The 16,905-nt window shown below is 68.2% G+C and carries 16 protein-coding genes; 6 read left to right on the forward strand and 10 right to left on the reverse strand.

Annotated features, from left to right (window positions below; all coding sequences use genetic code 11):
* Nucleotides 1-33: 33 nt before the first annotated feature.
* The 5 genes from dnaE to proS all read right to left on the reverse strand — a co-directional run bounded on the left by dnaE (nt 34) and on the right by proS (nt 7,541).
* On the reverse strand, nt 34-3,579 hold the full coding sequence (gene dnaE, locus VEC11_RS03995) for a DNA polymerase III subunit alpha (protein WP_464129261.1): 3,546 nt from the start codon (nt 3,577-3,579) through the stop codon (nt 34-36).
* Between the two features lie 63 nt (nt 3,580-3,642).
* The gene (locus VEC11_RS04000; RefSeq protein ID WP_464129263.1) at nt 3,643-4,194 is read right to left on the reverse strand and encodes a hypothetical protein; all 552 of its coding nucleotides are present in this window, start codon (nt 4,192-4,194) and stop codon (nt 3,643-3,645) included.
* 39 nt (nt 4,195-4,233) lie between these two features.
* Nucleotides 4,234-4,905, reverse strand: coding sequence for an ABC transporter ATP-binding protein (locus VEC11_RS04005; RefSeq protein WP_464129264.1), 672 nt, complete (start codon nt 4,903-4,905; stop codon nt 4,234-4,236).
* Nucleotides 4,898-6,142: a lipoprotein-releasing ABC transporter permease subunit gene (locus tag VEC11_RS04010; protein WP_464129265.1), complete on the reverse strand. Its 1,245-nt coding sequence runs from the start codon at nt 6,140-6,142 to the stop codon at nt 4,898-4,900. Before VEC11_RS04010 ends, VEC11_RS04005 begins: the two co-directional genes overlap by 8 nt.
* Nucleotides 6,143-6,236: 94 nt before the next feature.
* Complete coding sequence (proS, locus tag VEC11_RS04015; protein ID WP_464129267.1) at nt 6,237-7,541, reverse strand: proline--tRNA ligase; 1,305 nt, start codon at nt 7,539-7,541, stop codon at nt 6,237-6,239.
* 507 nt (nt 7,542-8,048) lie between these two features.
* On the opposite strand from proS, the gene VEC11_RS04020 reads away from it, so the two are divergent.
* From VEC11_RS04020 to VEC11_RS04035, 4 genes are read left to right on the forward strand one after another with little or no spacing between them, the layout of a single operon-like run.
* A complete protein-coding gene (locus VEC11_RS04020; protein WP_464129268.1) occupies nt 8,049-8,258 on the forward strand; it encodes a cold-shock protein in 210 nt (69 codons plus the stop codon).
* Nucleotides 8,259-8,260: 2 nt separating this feature from the next.
* On the forward strand, nt 8,261-8,530 hold the full coding sequence (gene infA, locus VEC11_RS04025) for a translation initiation factor IF-1 (protein ID WP_464129270.1): 270 nt from the start codon (nt 8,261-8,263) through the stop codon (nt 8,528-8,530).
* 53 nt (nt 8,531-8,583) lie between these two features.
* A complete protein-coding gene (locus VEC11_RS04030) occupies nt 8,584-8,730 on the forward strand; it encodes a hypothetical protein (RefSeq protein ID WP_464129272.1) in 147 nt (48 codons plus the stop codon).
* A gap of 53 nt (nt 8,731-8,783) precedes the next feature.
* Nucleotides 8,784-8,993, forward strand: a complete 210-nt coding sequence (locus tag VEC11_RS04035) for a hypothetical protein (RefSeq protein WP_464129274.1) — start codon at nt 8,784-8,786, stop codon at nt 8,991-8,993.
* 6 nt (nt 8,994-8,999) lie between these two features.
* On the opposite strand, the gene VEC11_RS04040 is transcribed toward VEC11_RS04035, so the two are convergent.
* Nucleotides 9,000-9,725, reverse strand: a complete 726-nt coding sequence (locus tag VEC11_RS04040) for a TorF family putative porin (protein ID WP_464129275.1) — start codon at nt 9,723-9,725, stop codon at nt 9,000-9,002.
* A gap of 55 nt (nt 9,726-9,780) precedes the next feature.
* A complete protein-coding gene (locus VEC11_RS04045; RefSeq protein ID WP_464129276.1) occupies nt 9,781-11,040 on the reverse strand; it encodes an SET domain-containing protein in 1,260 nt (419 codons plus the stop codon).
* Between the two features lie 217 nt (nt 11,041-11,257).
* Between VEC11_RS04045 and VEC11_RS04050 the strand changes: the two genes are divergently transcribed.
* The gene (locus tag VEC11_RS04050; protein ID WP_464129278.1) at nt 11,258-13,576 is read left to right on the forward strand and encodes a bifunctional diguanylate cyclase/phosphodiesterase; all 2,319 of its coding nucleotides are present in this window, start codon (nt 11,258-11,260) and stop codon (nt 13,574-13,576) included.
* 129 nt (nt 13,577-13,705) lie between these two features.
* The gene (gene yghU, locus VEC11_RS04055; RefSeq protein WP_464129279.1) at nt 13,706-14,608 is read left to right on the forward strand and encodes a glutathione-dependent disulfide-bond oxidoreductase; all 903 of its coding nucleotides are present in this window, start codon (nt 13,706-13,708) and stop codon (nt 14,606-14,608) included.
* Here the strand turns inward: yghU and VEC11_RS04060 are convergent.
* From VEC11_RS04060 to VEC11_RS04070, 3 genes are all read right to left on the reverse strand, one after another.
* Nucleotides 14,605-15,165, reverse strand: coding sequence for a L,D-transpeptidase family protein (locus VEC11_RS04060; RefSeq protein WP_464129281.1), 561 nt, complete (start codon nt 15,163-15,165; stop codon nt 14,605-14,607). The two genes, yghU and VEC11_RS04060, sit on opposite strands and share 4 nt — an antisense overlap.
* A gap of 165 nt (nt 15,166-15,330) precedes the next feature.
* Nucleotides 15,331-16,278: a serine hydrolase gene (locus tag VEC11_RS04065; RefSeq protein ID WP_464129283.1), complete on the reverse strand. Its 948-nt coding sequence runs from the start codon at nt 16,276-16,278 to the stop codon at nt 15,331-15,333.
* Between the two features lie 139 nt (nt 16,279-16,417).
* On the reverse strand, nt 16,418-16,885 hold the full coding sequence (locus tag VEC11_RS04070; RefSeq protein WP_464129284.1) for a DUF3833 family protein: 468 nt from the start codon (nt 16,883-16,885) through the stop codon (nt 16,418-16,420).
* Between the last annotated feature and the right edge of the window lie 20 nt (nt 16,886-16,905).

Raw genomic sequence — 16,905 nt, forward strand, 5'->3', positions numbered from 1 at the left:
TCTCCATTCCTGTCGGCGGGGGATGATATCCGGTCAGGAAACCAGCGCAAGGCGCGGCGCCTCGGCGACCGCGAGGCGGACGGCGGCGACGCCGGGGATGCGTTCGATCCGCGCGGCGAGCTCGGCATCGACGATGAAATCCCGGCCCAGAACGAGCTGCGCCTCGCCGATGTCGAGCTTCGCCTTGAGCAGCAGCTGGCCGGTGCCGCCATGGGCCTGGGCGGTTTCGGCGGCGAGCAGGCCGAGCGCGGCCCGATCTTCGATCTCGACCTCGATCTGCAGCCGGGTCCGCCTGGCGAGGCCCTCGAAGCCGGAGAGCGAGCGGATGGTGACGCGGGGCGTCTCCTCGCCGGGGCGGCGGTCCAGCTCGACGCCGAGCAAGGCGCACTGGCCCCCCTTGGCGGCGCTGGCGACCTGCTCGGCGACCTGGTCGTCGAACACGGTCGCCTCGAACTGGCCGGAGGAATCGGAGAGCGTCGCCATCATGTAGCGGCGGCCCTTGGCGGAGGTGCGCCAGCGCGTATCCTCGACGAGGCCGGCCATGGTGGCGGGGACGCGGCCGCCGTCCGGCGGGGCGGGCATGGCGGCCAGCTCGGCGAAGGTCCGGGCGCCGTTGGCGCGGGCGAGATGGCGATAATTGTCCACCGGATGGGCGGAAAAATAGAAGCCGAAGCTCTCCTTCTCGGCCGCCATGCGCTGCGCCAGCGTCCAGTCCTCGCCGGTCGGCATGCGGATCGGCACGACATTGGCCGGCCCCTCGCCGAACAGGCCGCCCTGCCCCGACGTCCGCGCATCGGCGGCGCTGGCGGCGGCGGAGAGGATGGTCTCGGCGGCGGCGCTCGCCTGCCAGCGCGCCGCGATCTCGTCGAAGGCGCCGCCGCCGGCGAGGCTCTCGATCTGGCGGCGATTGAGCAGCCGCGGATCGATGCGGGCGGCGAAATCGTCGAGGCTGGCGAAGCGGCCGTTCAGGCGACGCTCCTCGACCAGTTGCTCCATCGCCTTCTCGCCGACGCCCTTGAGGGCCCCTAAGGCGTATCTCACGGCAAAGCCGTGCTCCTGCGAAGGCAGGAGCGTTGTGTCGGAGGCTGCAGAAGCGGCCAACGCTCCGGCCTTCGCCGGAGCACCGACTGGTTCGACCGAGAATTCCGCCGCGCTGTGGTTGATCGAGGGCGGCAGGCAGGTGTGGCCCATGCGGCGGAGGTCGTCGACGAAGATGGCGAGCTTGTCCGTCTGGTGCATGTCGAAGCACATCGAGGCGGCGTAGAATTCGACCGGATGGTGCGCCTTCAGCCAGGCAGTCTGATAGGCGACAAGCGCATAGGCGGCGGCGTGGCTCTTGTTAAAGCCGTAGCCGGCGAACTTGTCGATCAGGTCGAACAATTCGTTCGCCTTGCCCGCAGGAATGGCGTTCACCCTCTTGCAGCCCTCGACGAAGCCTGCGCGCTGCGCGTCCATCTCGGACTTGATCTTCTTGCCCATGGCGCGGCGGAGCAGATCGGCCTCGCCCAGGCTGTAGCCGGCGAGGATCTTCGCCGCCTCCATCACCTGCTCCTGGTAGACGAAGATGCCGTAGGTTTCCTTCAGCACGCCTTCGAGCAGGGGGTGGGGATATTCGATCTCGGCGCGGCCGTTCTTGCGGTCGCCGAACATCGGGATGTTGTCCATCGGACCCGGCCGGTAGAGGGAGACGAGCGCGATGATGTCGCCGAAATTGGACGGGCGCACGGCGGCGAGGGTGCGGCGCATGCCCTCCGATTCCAGCTGGAACACGCCGACCGTATCCGCCTTCTGGAGCAGGGCGTAGACCGCCGGATCGTCCCAGGGCATCAGCCGGTCGAGGTCCACCTCGATCCCGCGCTGCGCCAGCAGGTCGACGCCCTTGCGGAGCACCGAAAGGGTCTTGAGGCCAAGGAAGTCGAACTTCACCAGGCCCGCCGCCTCGACATATTTCATGTCGAACTGGGTGACCGGCATGTCCGAGCGCGGATCGCGGTAGAGCGGGACGAGCTGGTCGAGCGGGCGGTCCCCGATCACCACGCCGGCGGCATGGGTGGAGCTGTGGCGCGGGAAACCCTCGAGCTTCATCGCCAGGTCGAACAGCCGGCGGACCTCGCGGTCGTCCTTATATTCCGCGGCGAGCTCGGAAACGCCGTTCAGGGCGCGCTCCAGCGTCCAGGGATCGGTCGGGTGGTTCGGGATGAGCTTGGCCAGCCGGTCGACCTGGCCATAGGGCATTTGCAGGACGCGGCCCGTATCCTTGAGGACGGCGCGGGCCTTGAGCTTTCCGAAGGTGATGATCTGGGCGACCCTGTCGGCGCCCCAGCGCTGCTGGACGTAGCGGATCACCTCGCCGCGCCGGGTTTCGCAAAAGTCGATGTCGAAGTCCGGCATCGAGACGCGCTCGGGATTTAGGAAACGCTCGAACAGCAGGCCGAGCCGGATCGGGTCCAGGTCGGTGATGGTCAGCGACCAGGCGACCACCGAGCCGGCGCCCGAGCCGCGGCCAGGCCCGACCGGGATGCCCTGCTCCTTCGCCCATTTGATGAAGTCGGCGACGATCAGGAAATAGCCGGGAAAGCCCATGCCGCTGATCACGTCGATCTCGAATTCGAGCCGGTCGGCATAAACCTGGCGATCAGCCTCGGTGAGATCCTCATAGAGGGCGAGCCGCTCGGCGAGGCCGATGCGGGCGTCGCGCCGGAGCTGCTCGGCCTCGGCCTCGACGTCGCCGGCGGTGCGCGGCAGGATGGGCTTGCGCTTCGGCGCGGCGAAGGCGCAGCGGCGCGCGATCACCGAGGTGTTCCCGATCGCCTCGGGCAAATCGGCGAACAGCCGGCGCATATCCAAAGCGGGCTTCATCCAGGCCTCGGCCGAGGAGCGGCGGCGGTCGTCGCGGTCGATCTGGCTCGACTGGGCGATGCAGAGCATGGCGTCGTGCGCGGCGTGGAAATGGGCCTCCGCATAGGTGGCGGGATTGGTCGCGACGAGCGGGAGGTCGTGCGCATAGGCCAAGTCGATCAGCTCGGCCTCGGCGGCCTGCTCGACCGGGTCGCCGCGCCGGCTGAGCTCGACATAGAGCCGGCCCGGGAAGAGCCGCATCAGTGAATCCAGGATCGATCCGGCAGGCTGGCCCTCGGCGAGCAAGCGGGCGAGCGCGCCCTCGCCGCCCCCGGTCAGCGCGATCAGCCCCTCCGTGCGGCCTTCCAGTGCGCCCAGCGGGACATGGGCATCCTGCTCGACCGGGCGGCCCAGATGCGCCTCGGAGACGAGGGCGCAGAGATTCGCATAACCCTGCTCGTCCTGCGCGTAGAGCGGCAGCCAGTCGATCAACGGGGGCTTGCCGTCCGGCGTCCCCGGCCGGGCCACGCCCAGCAGGGTCCCGACGATCGGCTGCACGCCCTCTTCGAGGCAGGCGTCGCTGAACGGCATGACGCCGTAGAGGCCGTTGCGGTCGGTGACTGCCGCGGCGGGAAAATCGAGCCGTTTCGCCTGCCTGGCGATCGCCTTCGGCTCCATCGCCCCTTCCAGCATGGTGAAGCAGGAAAACAGGCGCAAAGGCACGTAGGGCGCGGCGGACATGGACCTTCTATGGGAGCCGGGGGCGATTCGCGCAAAGCCCCGCCCTCACTTCTCCACAGGAAATCAGCCGCCCGATGCCGCTGCCGGCTGGCGCGCCGCGGCCGGCCGGTAGGTGAAGTCGAAGCTGTCCGTCCAGGTCGCGCCATTGTCGGTCGAGACCTGGCCGTGCTGGCGGACGGCGCCGTTCGGCTGGCGCGAATAGCGCATGCGCACGATCCCGTCCCGGCCGTTGGCGGCGCCAGCCCAGGGCCCGGTCAGCACCATGGCGTCGCCGTCCATGCCGCCGGTGAACTCGACCCAGCTGCCCGCGCTGTCGACCCAGGTCTGCCGCCAGCTGTTGGTGCCGGGCCGGAAGGCGCTGAAGCTGCCGCCGCCCTGGCCGCGCAAAGGCATCCAGTTCTCGCGGATCGCGCAGCCGTCATAGCGGCGCTCGATCAGGCTGTGGGCGACGAGCCGGTCGGTACCGGTGGGATAGACGTCCCAGGCGCCGACCCAGAAATCGAACTGACGGTGCTGCGGCGTCGCGCAGGCCGGAGGGGGTGGTGCAGGCGGTGTGGCCGGGGCCGGCGCGGGCGCGGCGGTCTGGGCGGCGAGGAGGAAGGCGGCAGTCAGCATCGGACATCTCCCGATCCGTGAGCCACCGCCGGCGAATGTCTATTCGATCACGCCGTCGTGCAAGCGCAAAATGCGGTCCATCTTGGCGGCGATCCGCTCATTATGGGTCGCGACGAGGGCGGCGCTGCCCTCCTCGCGGACGAGGCGGAGGAACTCGGCGAAGACGATATCGGCGGTCGCCTCGTCGAGATTGCCGGTCGGCTCGTCGGCGAGGATGAGCGCCGGCTTGTTGGCGAGCGCGCGGGCGACGGCGACGCGCTGCTGCTCCCCGCCCGAGAGCTTGGAGGGTTTGTGGGTGAGCCGCTCGGCGAGGCCGAGGGCGCCGAGCAGGCTTTCCGCGCGCGCCGTCGCCTCGGCGCGCGCCGCGCCGTGGACGAGCTGGGCGAGGACCACATTCTCCAGCGCGCTGAAATCGGGGAGGAGGTGGTGGAACTGGTAGACGAAGCCGAGCATGTCGCGCCGGGCGGCCGTGCGCTCGGTCTCCTTGAGCGCGGCGGCCTCGAGCTCCTTGATCCGGATTGACCCTTCATAGCCGCCCTCGAGCAGGCCGACCGCCTGGAGCAGGGTGGACTTGCCCGAGCCCGAGGGGCCGAGCAGGGCGACGATCTCCCCTTCCCCGACCTTGAGATCGACGCCCCGCAGGACGTGGATCTCGACCCCGCCCTGGACGAAGCTGCGCCTGAGGCCGGCGACCTGGAGCACGTCACTCATAGCGCAGCACCTGCACCGGATCGGTCTTCGAGGCGCGCCAGGCCGGGATCAGGGTGGCGAAGAAGCTCAGCACGAGGGCCATCAGCACGATCAGCGTGATCTCGAACGGATCGACGCGCGAGGGCAATTCGGTCAGGAAGCGGACCTCCGGATCCCAGAGATTCTGGCCCGTGAGCCCCTGGAAGAAATTGACCACGGGCTGGCGGAAATAGAGGCCGAGGAAGCCGAGCAGCATGCCGGCGACGATGCCGAGCACGCCGATGCTGAGGCCGACGGTCATGAAGATCTTCATCACCCCGCGACGCGAGGCGCCCATCGTCCTCAGGATGGCGATGTCGCGATGCTTGGCGCGGACGAGCATGATCAGGGAGGAGAGGATGTTGAAGGCGGCGACGAGGATGATGATCGAGAGGACGACGAACATCACCACCCGCTCGATCTGGATCGCCTCGAACAGGGCCGAGTTCATCTGCCGCCAGTCGGTGACGAGGACGCCGTTGCGGAGCCGGGCGCGGAGCGGATCGAGGATGTCCTGGACGCGGTCCGGGTCGGTGGTCTCCACCTCGATCATCCCGACGGCGTCGCCCATCATCAGGAATTCCTGCGCATCCTCCATCGGCATGATCACGAAGGCCTTGTCGAAATCGTAGAGGCCGGTCTCGATGATCGCCGCGACATTGTAGTCGACGATGCGCGGCACGGTGCCGAAGGGCGTGGTCCGGCCCTCGGGCGAAAGGATGGTGATCGGGCTGCCGACGGAGAGGCCGAGCTGGCGGGCGAGCTGGTGGCCGATCGCGACATTGCCGCTGCCCCGGCTGACCGCGGCGAGCGAGCCGGCGTGGACCTCCAGCGCCTGGTTCCCGACGATCTGGTCGCGGGGCATGCCGCGCAGCAGGATCGCCTGCACCCGCCCGTCGCGCGACGCCATGAGCGGCTGCTCGATCAGGGGCTGCGCGTTGGTGACGCCGGGCGTACGCCGGGCTTCGGCGAGCGCCGGCCGCCAGTCGTCGAGGCGACCGTTCAGGCCCTGGACGACGGCATGGCCGTTGAGGCCGGTGACCTTCTCGAACAGCTCGGCGCGGAAGCCGTTCATCACGCTCATAACGATAATCAGGGCGGCGACGCCGAGCATCACCGCCGCGAGGCTGATCCCGGCGACGACGAAGATGAAGCCCTCGCCCTTGTGCGGCAGCAAATAGCGCCGCGCGACCATCCGCTCGTAGCGGTTGAGGATCATGACGGCCCCAACAGGCCGTCATTGCGAGGAGCGAAGCGACGCGGCAACCCAGAGCCACTGGGTTGCTTGGCTTCGCTCCCAATGACGGACCCGGTCACGCGGTCAGCCTCGCCAGGGCGCTTTCCACGCTCAGCTCCTCGCGCTCGCCGGTGGCGCGGCGCTTCAGCTCGACCACGCCTTTCTCCAGCCCCTTGGGGCCGACGATCAGCTGCCAGGGCAGGCCGATCAGGTCCATGGTCGCGAACTTGGCGCCTCCGCGCTCGTCGCGGTCGTCGTAGAGCGTTTCGATGCCGGCCTGGCCCAGGCGGGCGTAGATCTCGTCGGCGGCGGAAGCGCAATTGCCGTCGTCGGCGCGCATGTTGATCAGTCCGACCGGGAAGGGCGCGACGCTCTCCGGCCAGATGATGCCGGCCTCGTCATGGCTGGCCTCGATGATCGCGCCCATCAGGCGCGAGACCCCGACGCCGTAGCTGCCGCCATAGGGATGGACCTGGCTGCCGTCCGCCGCCTGGACCGAGAAGCCCATGGACTCGCTGTACTTCGCGCCGAAGGCGAAGATGTGACCCACCTCGATGCCGCGGCGGCTGCGCAGGCGCTCGGCCGGCACGGGGCATTGGGCGACCTTCGCATGCTCCTCCTCTTCCATCGCGTAGAGGCCGGTGAGCTTCGCGATGGTCGCGGCGTCGGCGGAGAGCAATTCCTCGCGGGACACGTCCTCGAGCGCGGCATCATAGAAGAGCGCGCTCTCGCCCGTGTCGGCGAGGATGTGGAATTCGTGGCTGAGGTCGCCGCCGATCGGCCCGGTCGGCGCGCGCACCGGCACCGCCTGCAGGCCGAGGCGGGCGAAGGTCCTGAGATAGGCGACGAACATCGCCTCGTAGCTCGCCTTCATCCCGGCCTCGTCCAGGTCGAAGCTGTAGGCGTCTTTCATCAGGAACTCGCGACCGCGCATGATGCCGAAGCGCGGACGGACCTCGTCGCGGAACTTCCACTGGATATGGTAGAGCGTGCGCGGCAGGTCGCGGTAGGACTTCACCGAGCCGAGGAAGATCTGGGTGATCATCTCCTCGTTGGTCGGGCCGTAGAGCATCTCGGTGCCCTTGCGGTCCGGGAAGCGGAGCATCTCCGGGCCATAGGCGTCGTAGCGGCCCGACTGGCGCCAGAGCTCGGCCGACTGGATCGTCGGCATCAGCAGCTCGACCGCGCCGGCCCGGTCCTGCTCCTCGCGGACGATCTGCTCGATCTTCCTGAGCACACGGTGGCCAAGCGGCAGCCAGGCATAGATGCCGGCGGCGGTCTGGCGGATGAGGCCGGCGCGCAGCATCAGCTTGTGGCTGACGATCTGGGCGTCCGCGGGCGTCTCCTTGACGACGGGCAGGAAATAACGGGTCAGGCGCATGGCCGTCGCTCTAGGGGCGGTTATTGACCAAGGCAATAAAGGCCGGGCCGGGGCACACCCCTGTTGCCGACTGGCCACAGCTGCGGCGCAAACTGGCAACGCCGTGCAAAGGAGTCATGACAAGAACGTTTGTGCTGCATAGCGTACGTCCACGCAACCAAGGACTTAACGGCCTGGTTCGGGGAGGCTTCGGCCCCGCTGTCCTCTGCGAGGTGAGGAACGGTGTGCGGGCTGGAGCGTCACAAGGGGGTAGACGGTGTCAAAGCCGTCTCACGGGTGCCCGGGCGGAAACGTCCGGGCACTTGTTTTTTGGGCTGGTGCCGACGGGTCGCGGCGGCACCGGGACCCGCGACATTGTAACCGGCATCCCAATGCCCTATATCGGAAGCCGCTGACGTCGCCTGCGAGCGAATTCGACGCCTTCGGGCCTCTCTTCTTCCTTTCGAGCTTCACCGGCCCCGCCGCGCCTTTTGCGCGCGGGCATTTTTTGCATGAAAGGACCCGATCATGGCTATCGGCACCGTGAAATTCTTCAACTCCGATCGCGGCTACGGCTTCATCACCAACGAGGCCGGCGGCAAGGACGCCTTCGTCCATATCAGCGCCGTCGAGCGCTCCGGCATGGCCTCGCTGCGCGAGGGCCAGAAGCTCAGCTACGAACTCGAGACCGGCCGTGACGGCAAGGCCTCGGCCGTGAATCTCGCCGACGCCTCCTAGGGGTGGCGAAGGAAGAACTGCTGGTCATGGAAGGGCAGATCGATGAGATCTACCCCGACGGCCGGTTTGGGGTGAAGCTCGACAACGAGCACCGGATCATCGCCTACACCGCCGGCAAGATGCGGCGTTTCCGCATCAAGTCGGTGGTCGGCGACCGGGTCCATGTCGAGATGACGCCCTACGACCTCAGCAAGGGCCGCATCATCTTCCGCGAACGCACGCCGGGCCAGGGGCCCGGCGGCGGACCCCGGAAGCGGCACTTCAGGCGATGAACCTACAAACAGATATAATCAGAATGTGGCGGCCAAGGCCGTCCGGAATAGAAATGAACTTACAGACACGTCCCAAATTGTACCTGCCGCTGGCCCTGCTGGCGGCGCTCCCGGCGCCCGCCCGGCACGGGGACCGCAAGGCCTCCCCCGCGCAGCGCCCCGACGATCTCCGGCACCTCGTTGCCGCGATGATCGACTGATTCAACCCGCCCTCCCCGCAACGGGAGGGCGGCTTCACGAAAGGACATTCCCGATGTCGAGAGAGATCCCCAAGCCCTATCTGATCGCCAGGGACGCGGACGGCGCCTTCCGGCTCACCGTGCGCGAGGTGCGCTACAACAGCCAGGGCTATCCACTGGTCAGCGAGCATCCGGTCGAGGAAAGCTTCAAGACCGCGACCGCCGCCCGCAGCCACGCCCGCGCGCATTTCGGCGCCGAAGCCGGCCAGTTCGCGACCAAATAGGCCGCGTCAGAAGGTGAAGCCGGCGCTCGCCACGATCCCGGCGCGGATGTTGCGGCCGAGGAAGTGGGTATCGCTGTCGAGATTGGTGTCGACATAAGCGAGGCTCGCGGTGAACGGGCCCTGGCTGAACTCGAAGCCCAGGGACCAGTCCCACTTGCGGCCGTAGAAGGAGCCGCGCTCGCGGCCGACGCTGGCGAAGATGGTGAGCGGCGTGGTCGGGATGCCCGAACGCAGCTCCGCGTTCAGATAGAGATTGTCACCGGCCAGATTCTCCTGGTCGGGCGCATAGTTCGCGCTGAGCTTCCCCGTCACCGGACCCAGCGTATAGGAGAGCGAGGCGGTGCCCTCGTAGATGTTCCCGGTGCCGTCGCCGCCCGGATAGAGATAGGCGATCGCCCCAACCTCATATTCGACCGGGCCCGCGCTTCCGGCATAGCCGGCATAGAGGTCCAGCTCGACATTGGTGTCGGCCGTGCGGGCGATCGAGCTCGCCCAGGCGCCGATATAGAAGCCGTGATAGTTGACATCGACCGAGCCCTGGATGGCCGGGTCGCGGTCCGACGAGGAGACGCCGCGGAAGCGATAGTCGGTGACGCCGGTGACCGTCGCGCTGATGTCGAGCCCGCCGTCGCCGCCGGCCGGCTCCTGCTCGTCCTGCGCGAAGGCGGGCGCGGCGAAGGCGGTGGCGGCGAAGGCGGCGAGCGCCAGGCGGCGGAGCGGAGACTGTCTCATGGCGCGGCTTTCTAGCCCGGCCGGGTTAGCGGACCGTTAACCAAGGTTGGCCCGCTCAGGCGGAACCGGTGGCCCGGAAAGCGAGCCGCGAGGCGGCCGCGCGTCGCGAGCGCAGCAGCCGCCGGCGGACGGAGGCGCCGGGGCTCAGCCGGTGGTTGCGGGCATAGACATGGGCGGGCTCATAGCGCTCGCGCGACACGGTGATCGGGGCGGGACGCTCCGCCGGCGCGGGCGCGGGCAGCTGCGGGAAGGCGCTGGCGGCGGCCGCGGCGGCCCGGCGGTGGCGCCAGACCAGCTGCATCAAAGGGCTCGCCGCCGGCGGCTCCTCGTGATGCGCGAAGCTGTGCTGGATCGAATAGAGCATGCCGCGGCAATCGCTGGCCCCGCAGTCGCAGCGCATCGCCCAGGCCGCGTCGCACTCGGTCGTCGAATAGTCGATCGTGACCTCCTCATGCGCCTCGATCGGCCGCAGCGCCACCAGCTGGCGGCGCGGGCCGAAGGCGGCATTGGGCGCGCAATGATGGTTGATATGGTCGAGCGGCAGGTCCGGATCGATCCAGACGTCCGGGCCGAGGCCGATATAATTGGGGCCGCTCTCGGTGACCGCGCCGAAGACCGGCCGGCCGGTCAGCGTCCAGACGGGCTCCCCCGTCTCGAAGCGGCGGCCGGCGATCATGCCTTTGCCGTGGATCTCGCTCCGCCCGATATAGATGGAGCGGGCGGCGTCGACCCAGCGCAGGACCCGGGCCTTGCCGCGCAGGGACATGAGGGCGACGGAGCCGTGGAGCAAGGCGCTCAGCACGGGATAGACCATGAGGGCCGGATGCTGGCCCCGGTCTGCAAGAAATGTCACCACGGCGAGAACGATATAGGCCGAAGTCCACACCAGCCACGGCAGCGGCTGCTCACGTTCGGGGGTTTTCCAGGTCGAGCGGAGGACCGGGAAGAAGGCCGTGAGCGTGGTGACATTGCCGGCGAGAAGGAAGCCGGCGGAATAGAGGGCGATCTCGCCATAGCCGAAGGCGATGCCGAACCAGAGGATGGTGAGCCAGACGTCGGCGGAGAAGGCGATTGCCTCCACCTTGTCGACGGGCTCGGTGGCGCCCTTGCGCAGGCAGAGCAGGGCGATGAAGATGCTCATGAACGCGCAGGTCGCGGGAAGCGCCAGCACGGGCCAAGAGGCGCCGTCGCCATATTCGAGCAGGACGAGCAGGGCCGTCCCATAGGCGAACATGAACGAGCTGGCGGCGTTCGGGCGGATCAGTTTCTTCAGGAACAGGCGGGCATAGAGGATGTAGCCCAGAGCTTGGAGCATGGCCGCAAGGATGGCGAGTTGGACGATCACAAGGCTACCTTTTGCTTTCCCCGAAGGCCCGCTCCGCAGTCCTGCCTTCCCGCTCCTAGTCTCAGGGGCGGCGCACAAATGTCGCATGGTTAACAAAAAATTTACCGTAATCGCCCCGGGAGCCGCATCATCCCGCACGCCTTTGGTCAGGAGTTCATTAACTTGATCGGCATAAAAACGGCGGGACATGGCGAGGGGTTTGACCAGCGTCCGCGAGGAGAACGGCGTGTCCGCGACGCGCCGTTTCGTCGTGCCGATCGCGATCGTGATGCTGCTGGTCGGTGCGGCGATGGTCGCCGTCATCCTCTATTCCGCGCGCAAGATGGACGAGAACATCGTCGGTGCGCAGACCGAGCTGATCGACAACAGCCTCAACGCCCGCCTCACGCGCTCGCTCTCCGAAGTGCGTTCGGTCGCCTGGTGGGACGAGGCGGTGACGAAGAGCCGCGGCACGATCGACACCGCCTGGCTCGACCTCGAAGTCGGCGCGTTCATGACCGAGAGCTTCCACCACGACCGGATCATCATCCTCGATGAGCAGAACCGGCCAGTCTACGGCTATAACAGCGAAGGCCGGATCCCCAATGCGCAGCTCGCTGCCGACGTCGCCGCGGCGATGCCGCTGGTCCGGCAGATCCGTGGCGGCCGCAATGTCTCGCCGCGGATCACCGACGCCAATTACACGGAAGGCGCGACCGAGGGGAATACCGCCCGTCGCTACGGCCGCAGCGCCGCCGCCGTCGTCAGGATCGGCGACCATGGCGAGCTGGCCTCGGCCATGGCGATCACGCCGTCGGTGGACATGAGCCTGCAAAGCTCGCAGCCGCGCATCCTCATCTCCTTCATCAAGATGGACCAGGCCTATTGGCAGGCGGCGGGGCGAGACATGCTGCTGCCCGATCTCGGCTTCGGCCAGCCCGGCGGCGAGCGGCGCGGCACCTATCAGGTACGCACCGACACCGGCGAGCCGCTCGGCACGCTCGCCTGGACGCCGCGGCGCCCCGGCCTGCTGCTGATGAAGAACGTGCTGCCGCTCGTGCTGGTCGGCCTCGCCATCTCGCTGCTCGTGATCGGCGCTTTCGCCCGGCGGCTCTTCTCCGCGTCCCGCGCGATCGAGGCCAGGGAGGCCAGGGCCCAGCATCTCGCCAATCATGACAGCCTCACCGGCCTGCCGAACCGGCGCAAGCTCGAAACGGAGTTCGCCCGCTTCACCGCCGACGCGACGCGCGACGGCCGCACGCTCGCCATCGCCTGCGTCGACGTCGACCGCTTCAAGGATATCAACGACACGCTCGGCCACCATGCCGGCGACCAGCTGATCCGCATCCTTGCCGACCGGCTGCGCGAGGTCGTCCGCGAGGGCGACTTCATCGCCCGCCTCGGCGGCGACGAGTTCGCGGTGCTGCGCAATTGCCGCGACAGCGAGGACGGCGAGACCTTGCTCGCCAATATCCGCGAATGCTTCCAGATGCCCTTCCGCGTCGTCGGCCACCTGATCGAGGCCAATGCCTCGGTCGGCGCCGCCTTCGCGGAGCCGGGCCGCAGCTTCGATGACCTGATGCGCGAGGCCGACATCGCGCTCTACGAGGCGAAGGCCTCGGGCCGCGGCTGCGACGTGCGCTTCGAGACCCGGATGGGCGCGAAGATCGAGAATCGGCGGATGCTCGAGGTCGACCTCAAGACCGCGATCTCGGCCGGTGAGCTCAGCGTCCTCTACCAGCCGATCGTCGAGGCCTCGACCGGCCAGATCGCCTCGGTCGAGGCGCTTTGCCGCTGGAACAGCCCGCGCCACGGCTTCGTCCCGCCCGACATCTTCATCCCGATCGCCGAGGAAGCGGGGCTGATGGCTGATCTCGGCCGCTTCGTGATCGACCGGGCGGTGCAGGATTCGCTGCGCTGGCCGCAGCTCCACACCGCAATCAACGTCTCGGCCGCCCAGCTTCGCGCCGTCTCCGTGCTCGAGGACCTGATCGGCCCGACCGAGAAGCACAATGTGAGTCCCGAGCGGATCACGATCGAGATCACCGAATCCGTGCTGCTCTCGAATGACGGCCATACCAGCCGCATGCTGCAGACGCTGAAGGATTGCGGCTTCGCGCTGGCGCTCGACGATTTCGGCACCGGCTATTCCAGCCTTGCCTATATTCGCGACTTCCCCTTCGACCGGCTGAAGATCGACCGCAGCTTCGTGCACGGCCTCAAGAACAGCGAGCGCGCGCTTGCGATCATCGAGGCGGTCGCCAATTTCGGCCGCATCCTCGGCAAGGACGTCGTCGCCGAGGGCATCGAGACCGAGCAGGAAATGCAGGCGATGCAGAAGGTCGGCTGCACCCACTTGCAGGGCTACCTCTTCGCCAAGGCGCTGCCTGCGGACAGGATCGAGGCGATGGTCGCGCTCGGCCGGCTCGCGGCGATCCGCAACAACGAGCCCGTGCTCGCCGACGAGGCGAAGGTCGCCAGGCGCGTGATCACGGCGCGCCGGGGCAGCGGCGGCAAGGCCGCCTGAGCCCTTTCTCCTTTCCTCAGGATCGTTTCCATATCCCGCCGGCGAGCGGGCCGGCCGATCACGGCTGGCACACGGCAATCAGGCTCCCCAAATAGGCTTTCCGACACACAGTATTTCCCGGAGAGCATCATGGCCGACACCCCCCTGCCCGATCCCGCCGACAACCAGCCGCCCGGCTATGTGCCGCCGAAAATCTGGACTTGGGACAAGGCGAGCGGTGGCCAGTTCGCCAACATCAACCGGCCCGTTTCCGGCGCGACCCACGAGAAGGAATTGCCGGTCGGGCGCCACCCCCTGCAGCTCTACTCGCTCGGCACGCCCAACGGCGTGAAGGTCACGATCATGCTCGAGGAGCTGCTCGCGGCCGGCCATCAGGGCGCCGAATATGACGCCTGGCTGATCCGGATCGGCGAGGGCGACCAGTTCGGCTCGGGCTTCGTCTCGGTCAACCCGAACAGCAAGATCCCGGCGATGATGGACCACAGCCTCGATCCGCCCCTCCGCCTGTTCGAGAGCGGCTCGATCCTCGTCTACCTGGCCGAGAAGTTCGGGGCCTTCCTGCCGACGGACGCGCGGAGGCGGGCGGAGACGTTCAACTGGCTGATGTGGCAGATGGGCTCGGCGCCGTTCGTCGGCGGCGGTTTCGGCCATTTCTACCATTATGCCCCGTTCAGGATCGAATATGCGATCGACCGCTACGCGATGGAGACGAAGCGGCAGCTGCACGTGCTCGACACGCATCTGGCGGAGCATGAGTATCTCGCCGGCGACTATTCGATCGCCGACATGGCGGTCTTCCCATGGTATGGGGGGCTGCTGCGCGGCGCCTACAATGCAGCGGAATTTCTGTCGGTTGAGGACTATCGCAACGTCGTTCGCTGGGCGGCGGCGATCGAGGCGCGCGAGCCCGTGCAGCGCGGGCGGCTGGTGAACGCCATGGCCTTGCCGGAGGAGCAGCGCGTGCCCGAGCGGCACGAGGCGGCAGATATCGACCGCGTGCGGGAGGCGATGAAGGCGGCGGCCGAAGCCTAGGCCGAGGCGAGGGTCAGCGCTTCCTCCGGCGCCCCGGGGGCTTGGTCCGTGACCACGACGACCGTCCCCAGCTCGGTGATCCCGTAGAGATGCCGGGCGAAGGCGCGCGGCAGGCGGATGCAGCCGTGCGAGACGGGCTCCGCCGCCACCTGCCCGGCATGGAGCGCGACGCCGTCCCAGGTCAGGCGCTGCATGAACGGCATCGGGGCGTCGTCATAGAGGTTCGAGCGGTGGTCGACGCGCTTCTGCAGGATCGGAAAGGTGCCGGTGGGTGTGTCGTAGCCCGGCTGGCCGGTCGACACGGTCGAGACGCCGATCAGGACGCCGCCGCGGAACACCCAGGCGCGCTGCAGCGGCAGGCTGACGACGATGCTCAGCGGCCCTTCGGCCGGCGCGGCCTCGGGGGTCCAGCGATATTGGCCCGGCCGCAGCCCGTCATTGGCGAGCAACTGCCCGGTCTCCATCGAGACGGTGACTTGGGCGAGAGCGGGAAGCGGGACTGAAATGACGAGGCCGAGCGCGAGCGCGCTCGCGAGCCTCCTGGCGACGCGAAGCATACCGAAACTCCCTGTCGTGCGCGTGCCGGCGGGAGGATGCATGCCGGCACACTAACCTGCGCTGCAAAACGCGGACAGCGGATTTTGGTGCCCTTGGGAGGGCGTTGCTTTCATTGGGAGATGTCGGCGCTTCCAGCCGCGCCGGAGACAGAGCGCGTCAGGCCCTCAGCACAGCCCCTCGAAGACGCTGCCGCGCAAGGTGCAGGGCGTGGCGGGCGCGGCGGACGGCTGGCGCGCGGGCGGGTCCCGGCGGACCGGCTGCCAGGTCGAGGCCTGGGTGACGCGGCCGCCGAGCGGCGCCGCGAGCCCCTGCCCCTCGCCGCCGAAGCTGTCATAGATCGCGCGCGCTGCCGTGGAGATGACCGCGGGCCGGTTGTCGCCGCCGCGGGCAAAGAAGACTACCGCGATCCGCTGCCCGTCCGGTCGGGTGAGGAAGCCGACATCGCCGGTATAGCCGTTGAGCGTGCCGGTCTTGTGCTCGACCGTCGCGCCGCGCGGCAGCAGGCCGCGGATGCGGTTCCGGCCCGTCGCGCAGCGCCGCATCATGTCCAGCAGCAGGGCGCGGCTGCGGTCGCTCAGCGCGTCGCCGGAATCGATCAGGCGCAGCAGGTGCAACATCGCCACCGGCGTGCTCGAATCGCGGATATCGTGCAGGTCACGCCGGTCCGCGAGCAGCCGGGCGATATTGCGGTCGACGCGGATCCCCCTGAGGCGGTGCGCGCGGAGCCAGCCATCCACCGCCGCCGGACCGCCGAGCGTGGCGATCAGTATGTCGGTGGAGCGGTTGTTGCTGTGGATCAGCATCGATTCCATCAGCGACAGCGCCGTCGAACTGCCGATCGTCTCGTCGAGGCTCCGCCGGCCGGCATCGACCTCGGCCAGATAGGCGGCGGCGACGGCGATCTTCATCGTGCTCGCCATCGGGAAAGGCCGGTCGCCGTTGATTGTGACCATCTCGCCAGTCTCGAGATCGAGCGCGCCGATTCCATATTCGCCGGGATTCTCGGTCGCGAGCGCGGCGAGGCGCTGCTCGAGGGGAAGGAGGTGGGGCGAGACCTGCGCGGACGCCGGCTGGGCGACGAGGGCGAGCAGGAAGGCAAAAGGTGCAAGCAACCGCATGCGATAATCATGACTGAAAAGATTGAGGATTGTTACCGACCCGGATCAAGGCGGACAGGCGTTGGTCCCGGTAAAGAGTCGGCTTGCCGCAAAGCGCGGAACCAATCCGCCCGGCCGCCCGGCTCGCCGCCGGTCACTCCACGCGCCAGATGACCGAATTCACCGTCGCCAGGGTGATGCCGATCCGCCTGAAGACCATCCGGTTGCGCGCGACCCGTCCGTTGGGATCCAAGGTGATCCACTGCTCGACGCTCGGCCCCTCCTGGCTCTGATAGCGGAGGTGAATGACGTTGCCGCGCACGTCGCCGGTCACCGGCCCCCGCGCGTCGCTGATCGTGCCGGTGATGCGGTTGTCGGCTGACCGGACCAGGCGCCAGGTCCGGCTGCGCGCCGGCTTGCCCTGTTCCTCGACGACCTGCTCGAGGATCAGGGTGTTGCCGCCCTCGATGCGGCCGCGGCTGCGGTCCCGGACGGTGTGGCTGCCGCTCAACGCGATGTTGACGATGCCCGTGCTTTCGGTGCGCCCGACGAAGAACTGCTCGGGGCTCCTCGCGGCAGCGGCCTGGACGAGGAGGAGGCCGAGCAGGGTGGAAATGGTCATGGATTGTGCCTTTCGGCACC

This window comes from Allosphingosinicella sp. (assembly GCF_035626655.1).
Taxonomy (GTDB): domain Bacteria; phylum Pseudomonadota; class Alphaproteobacteria; order Sphingomonadales; family Sphingomonadaceae; genus Allosphingosinicella.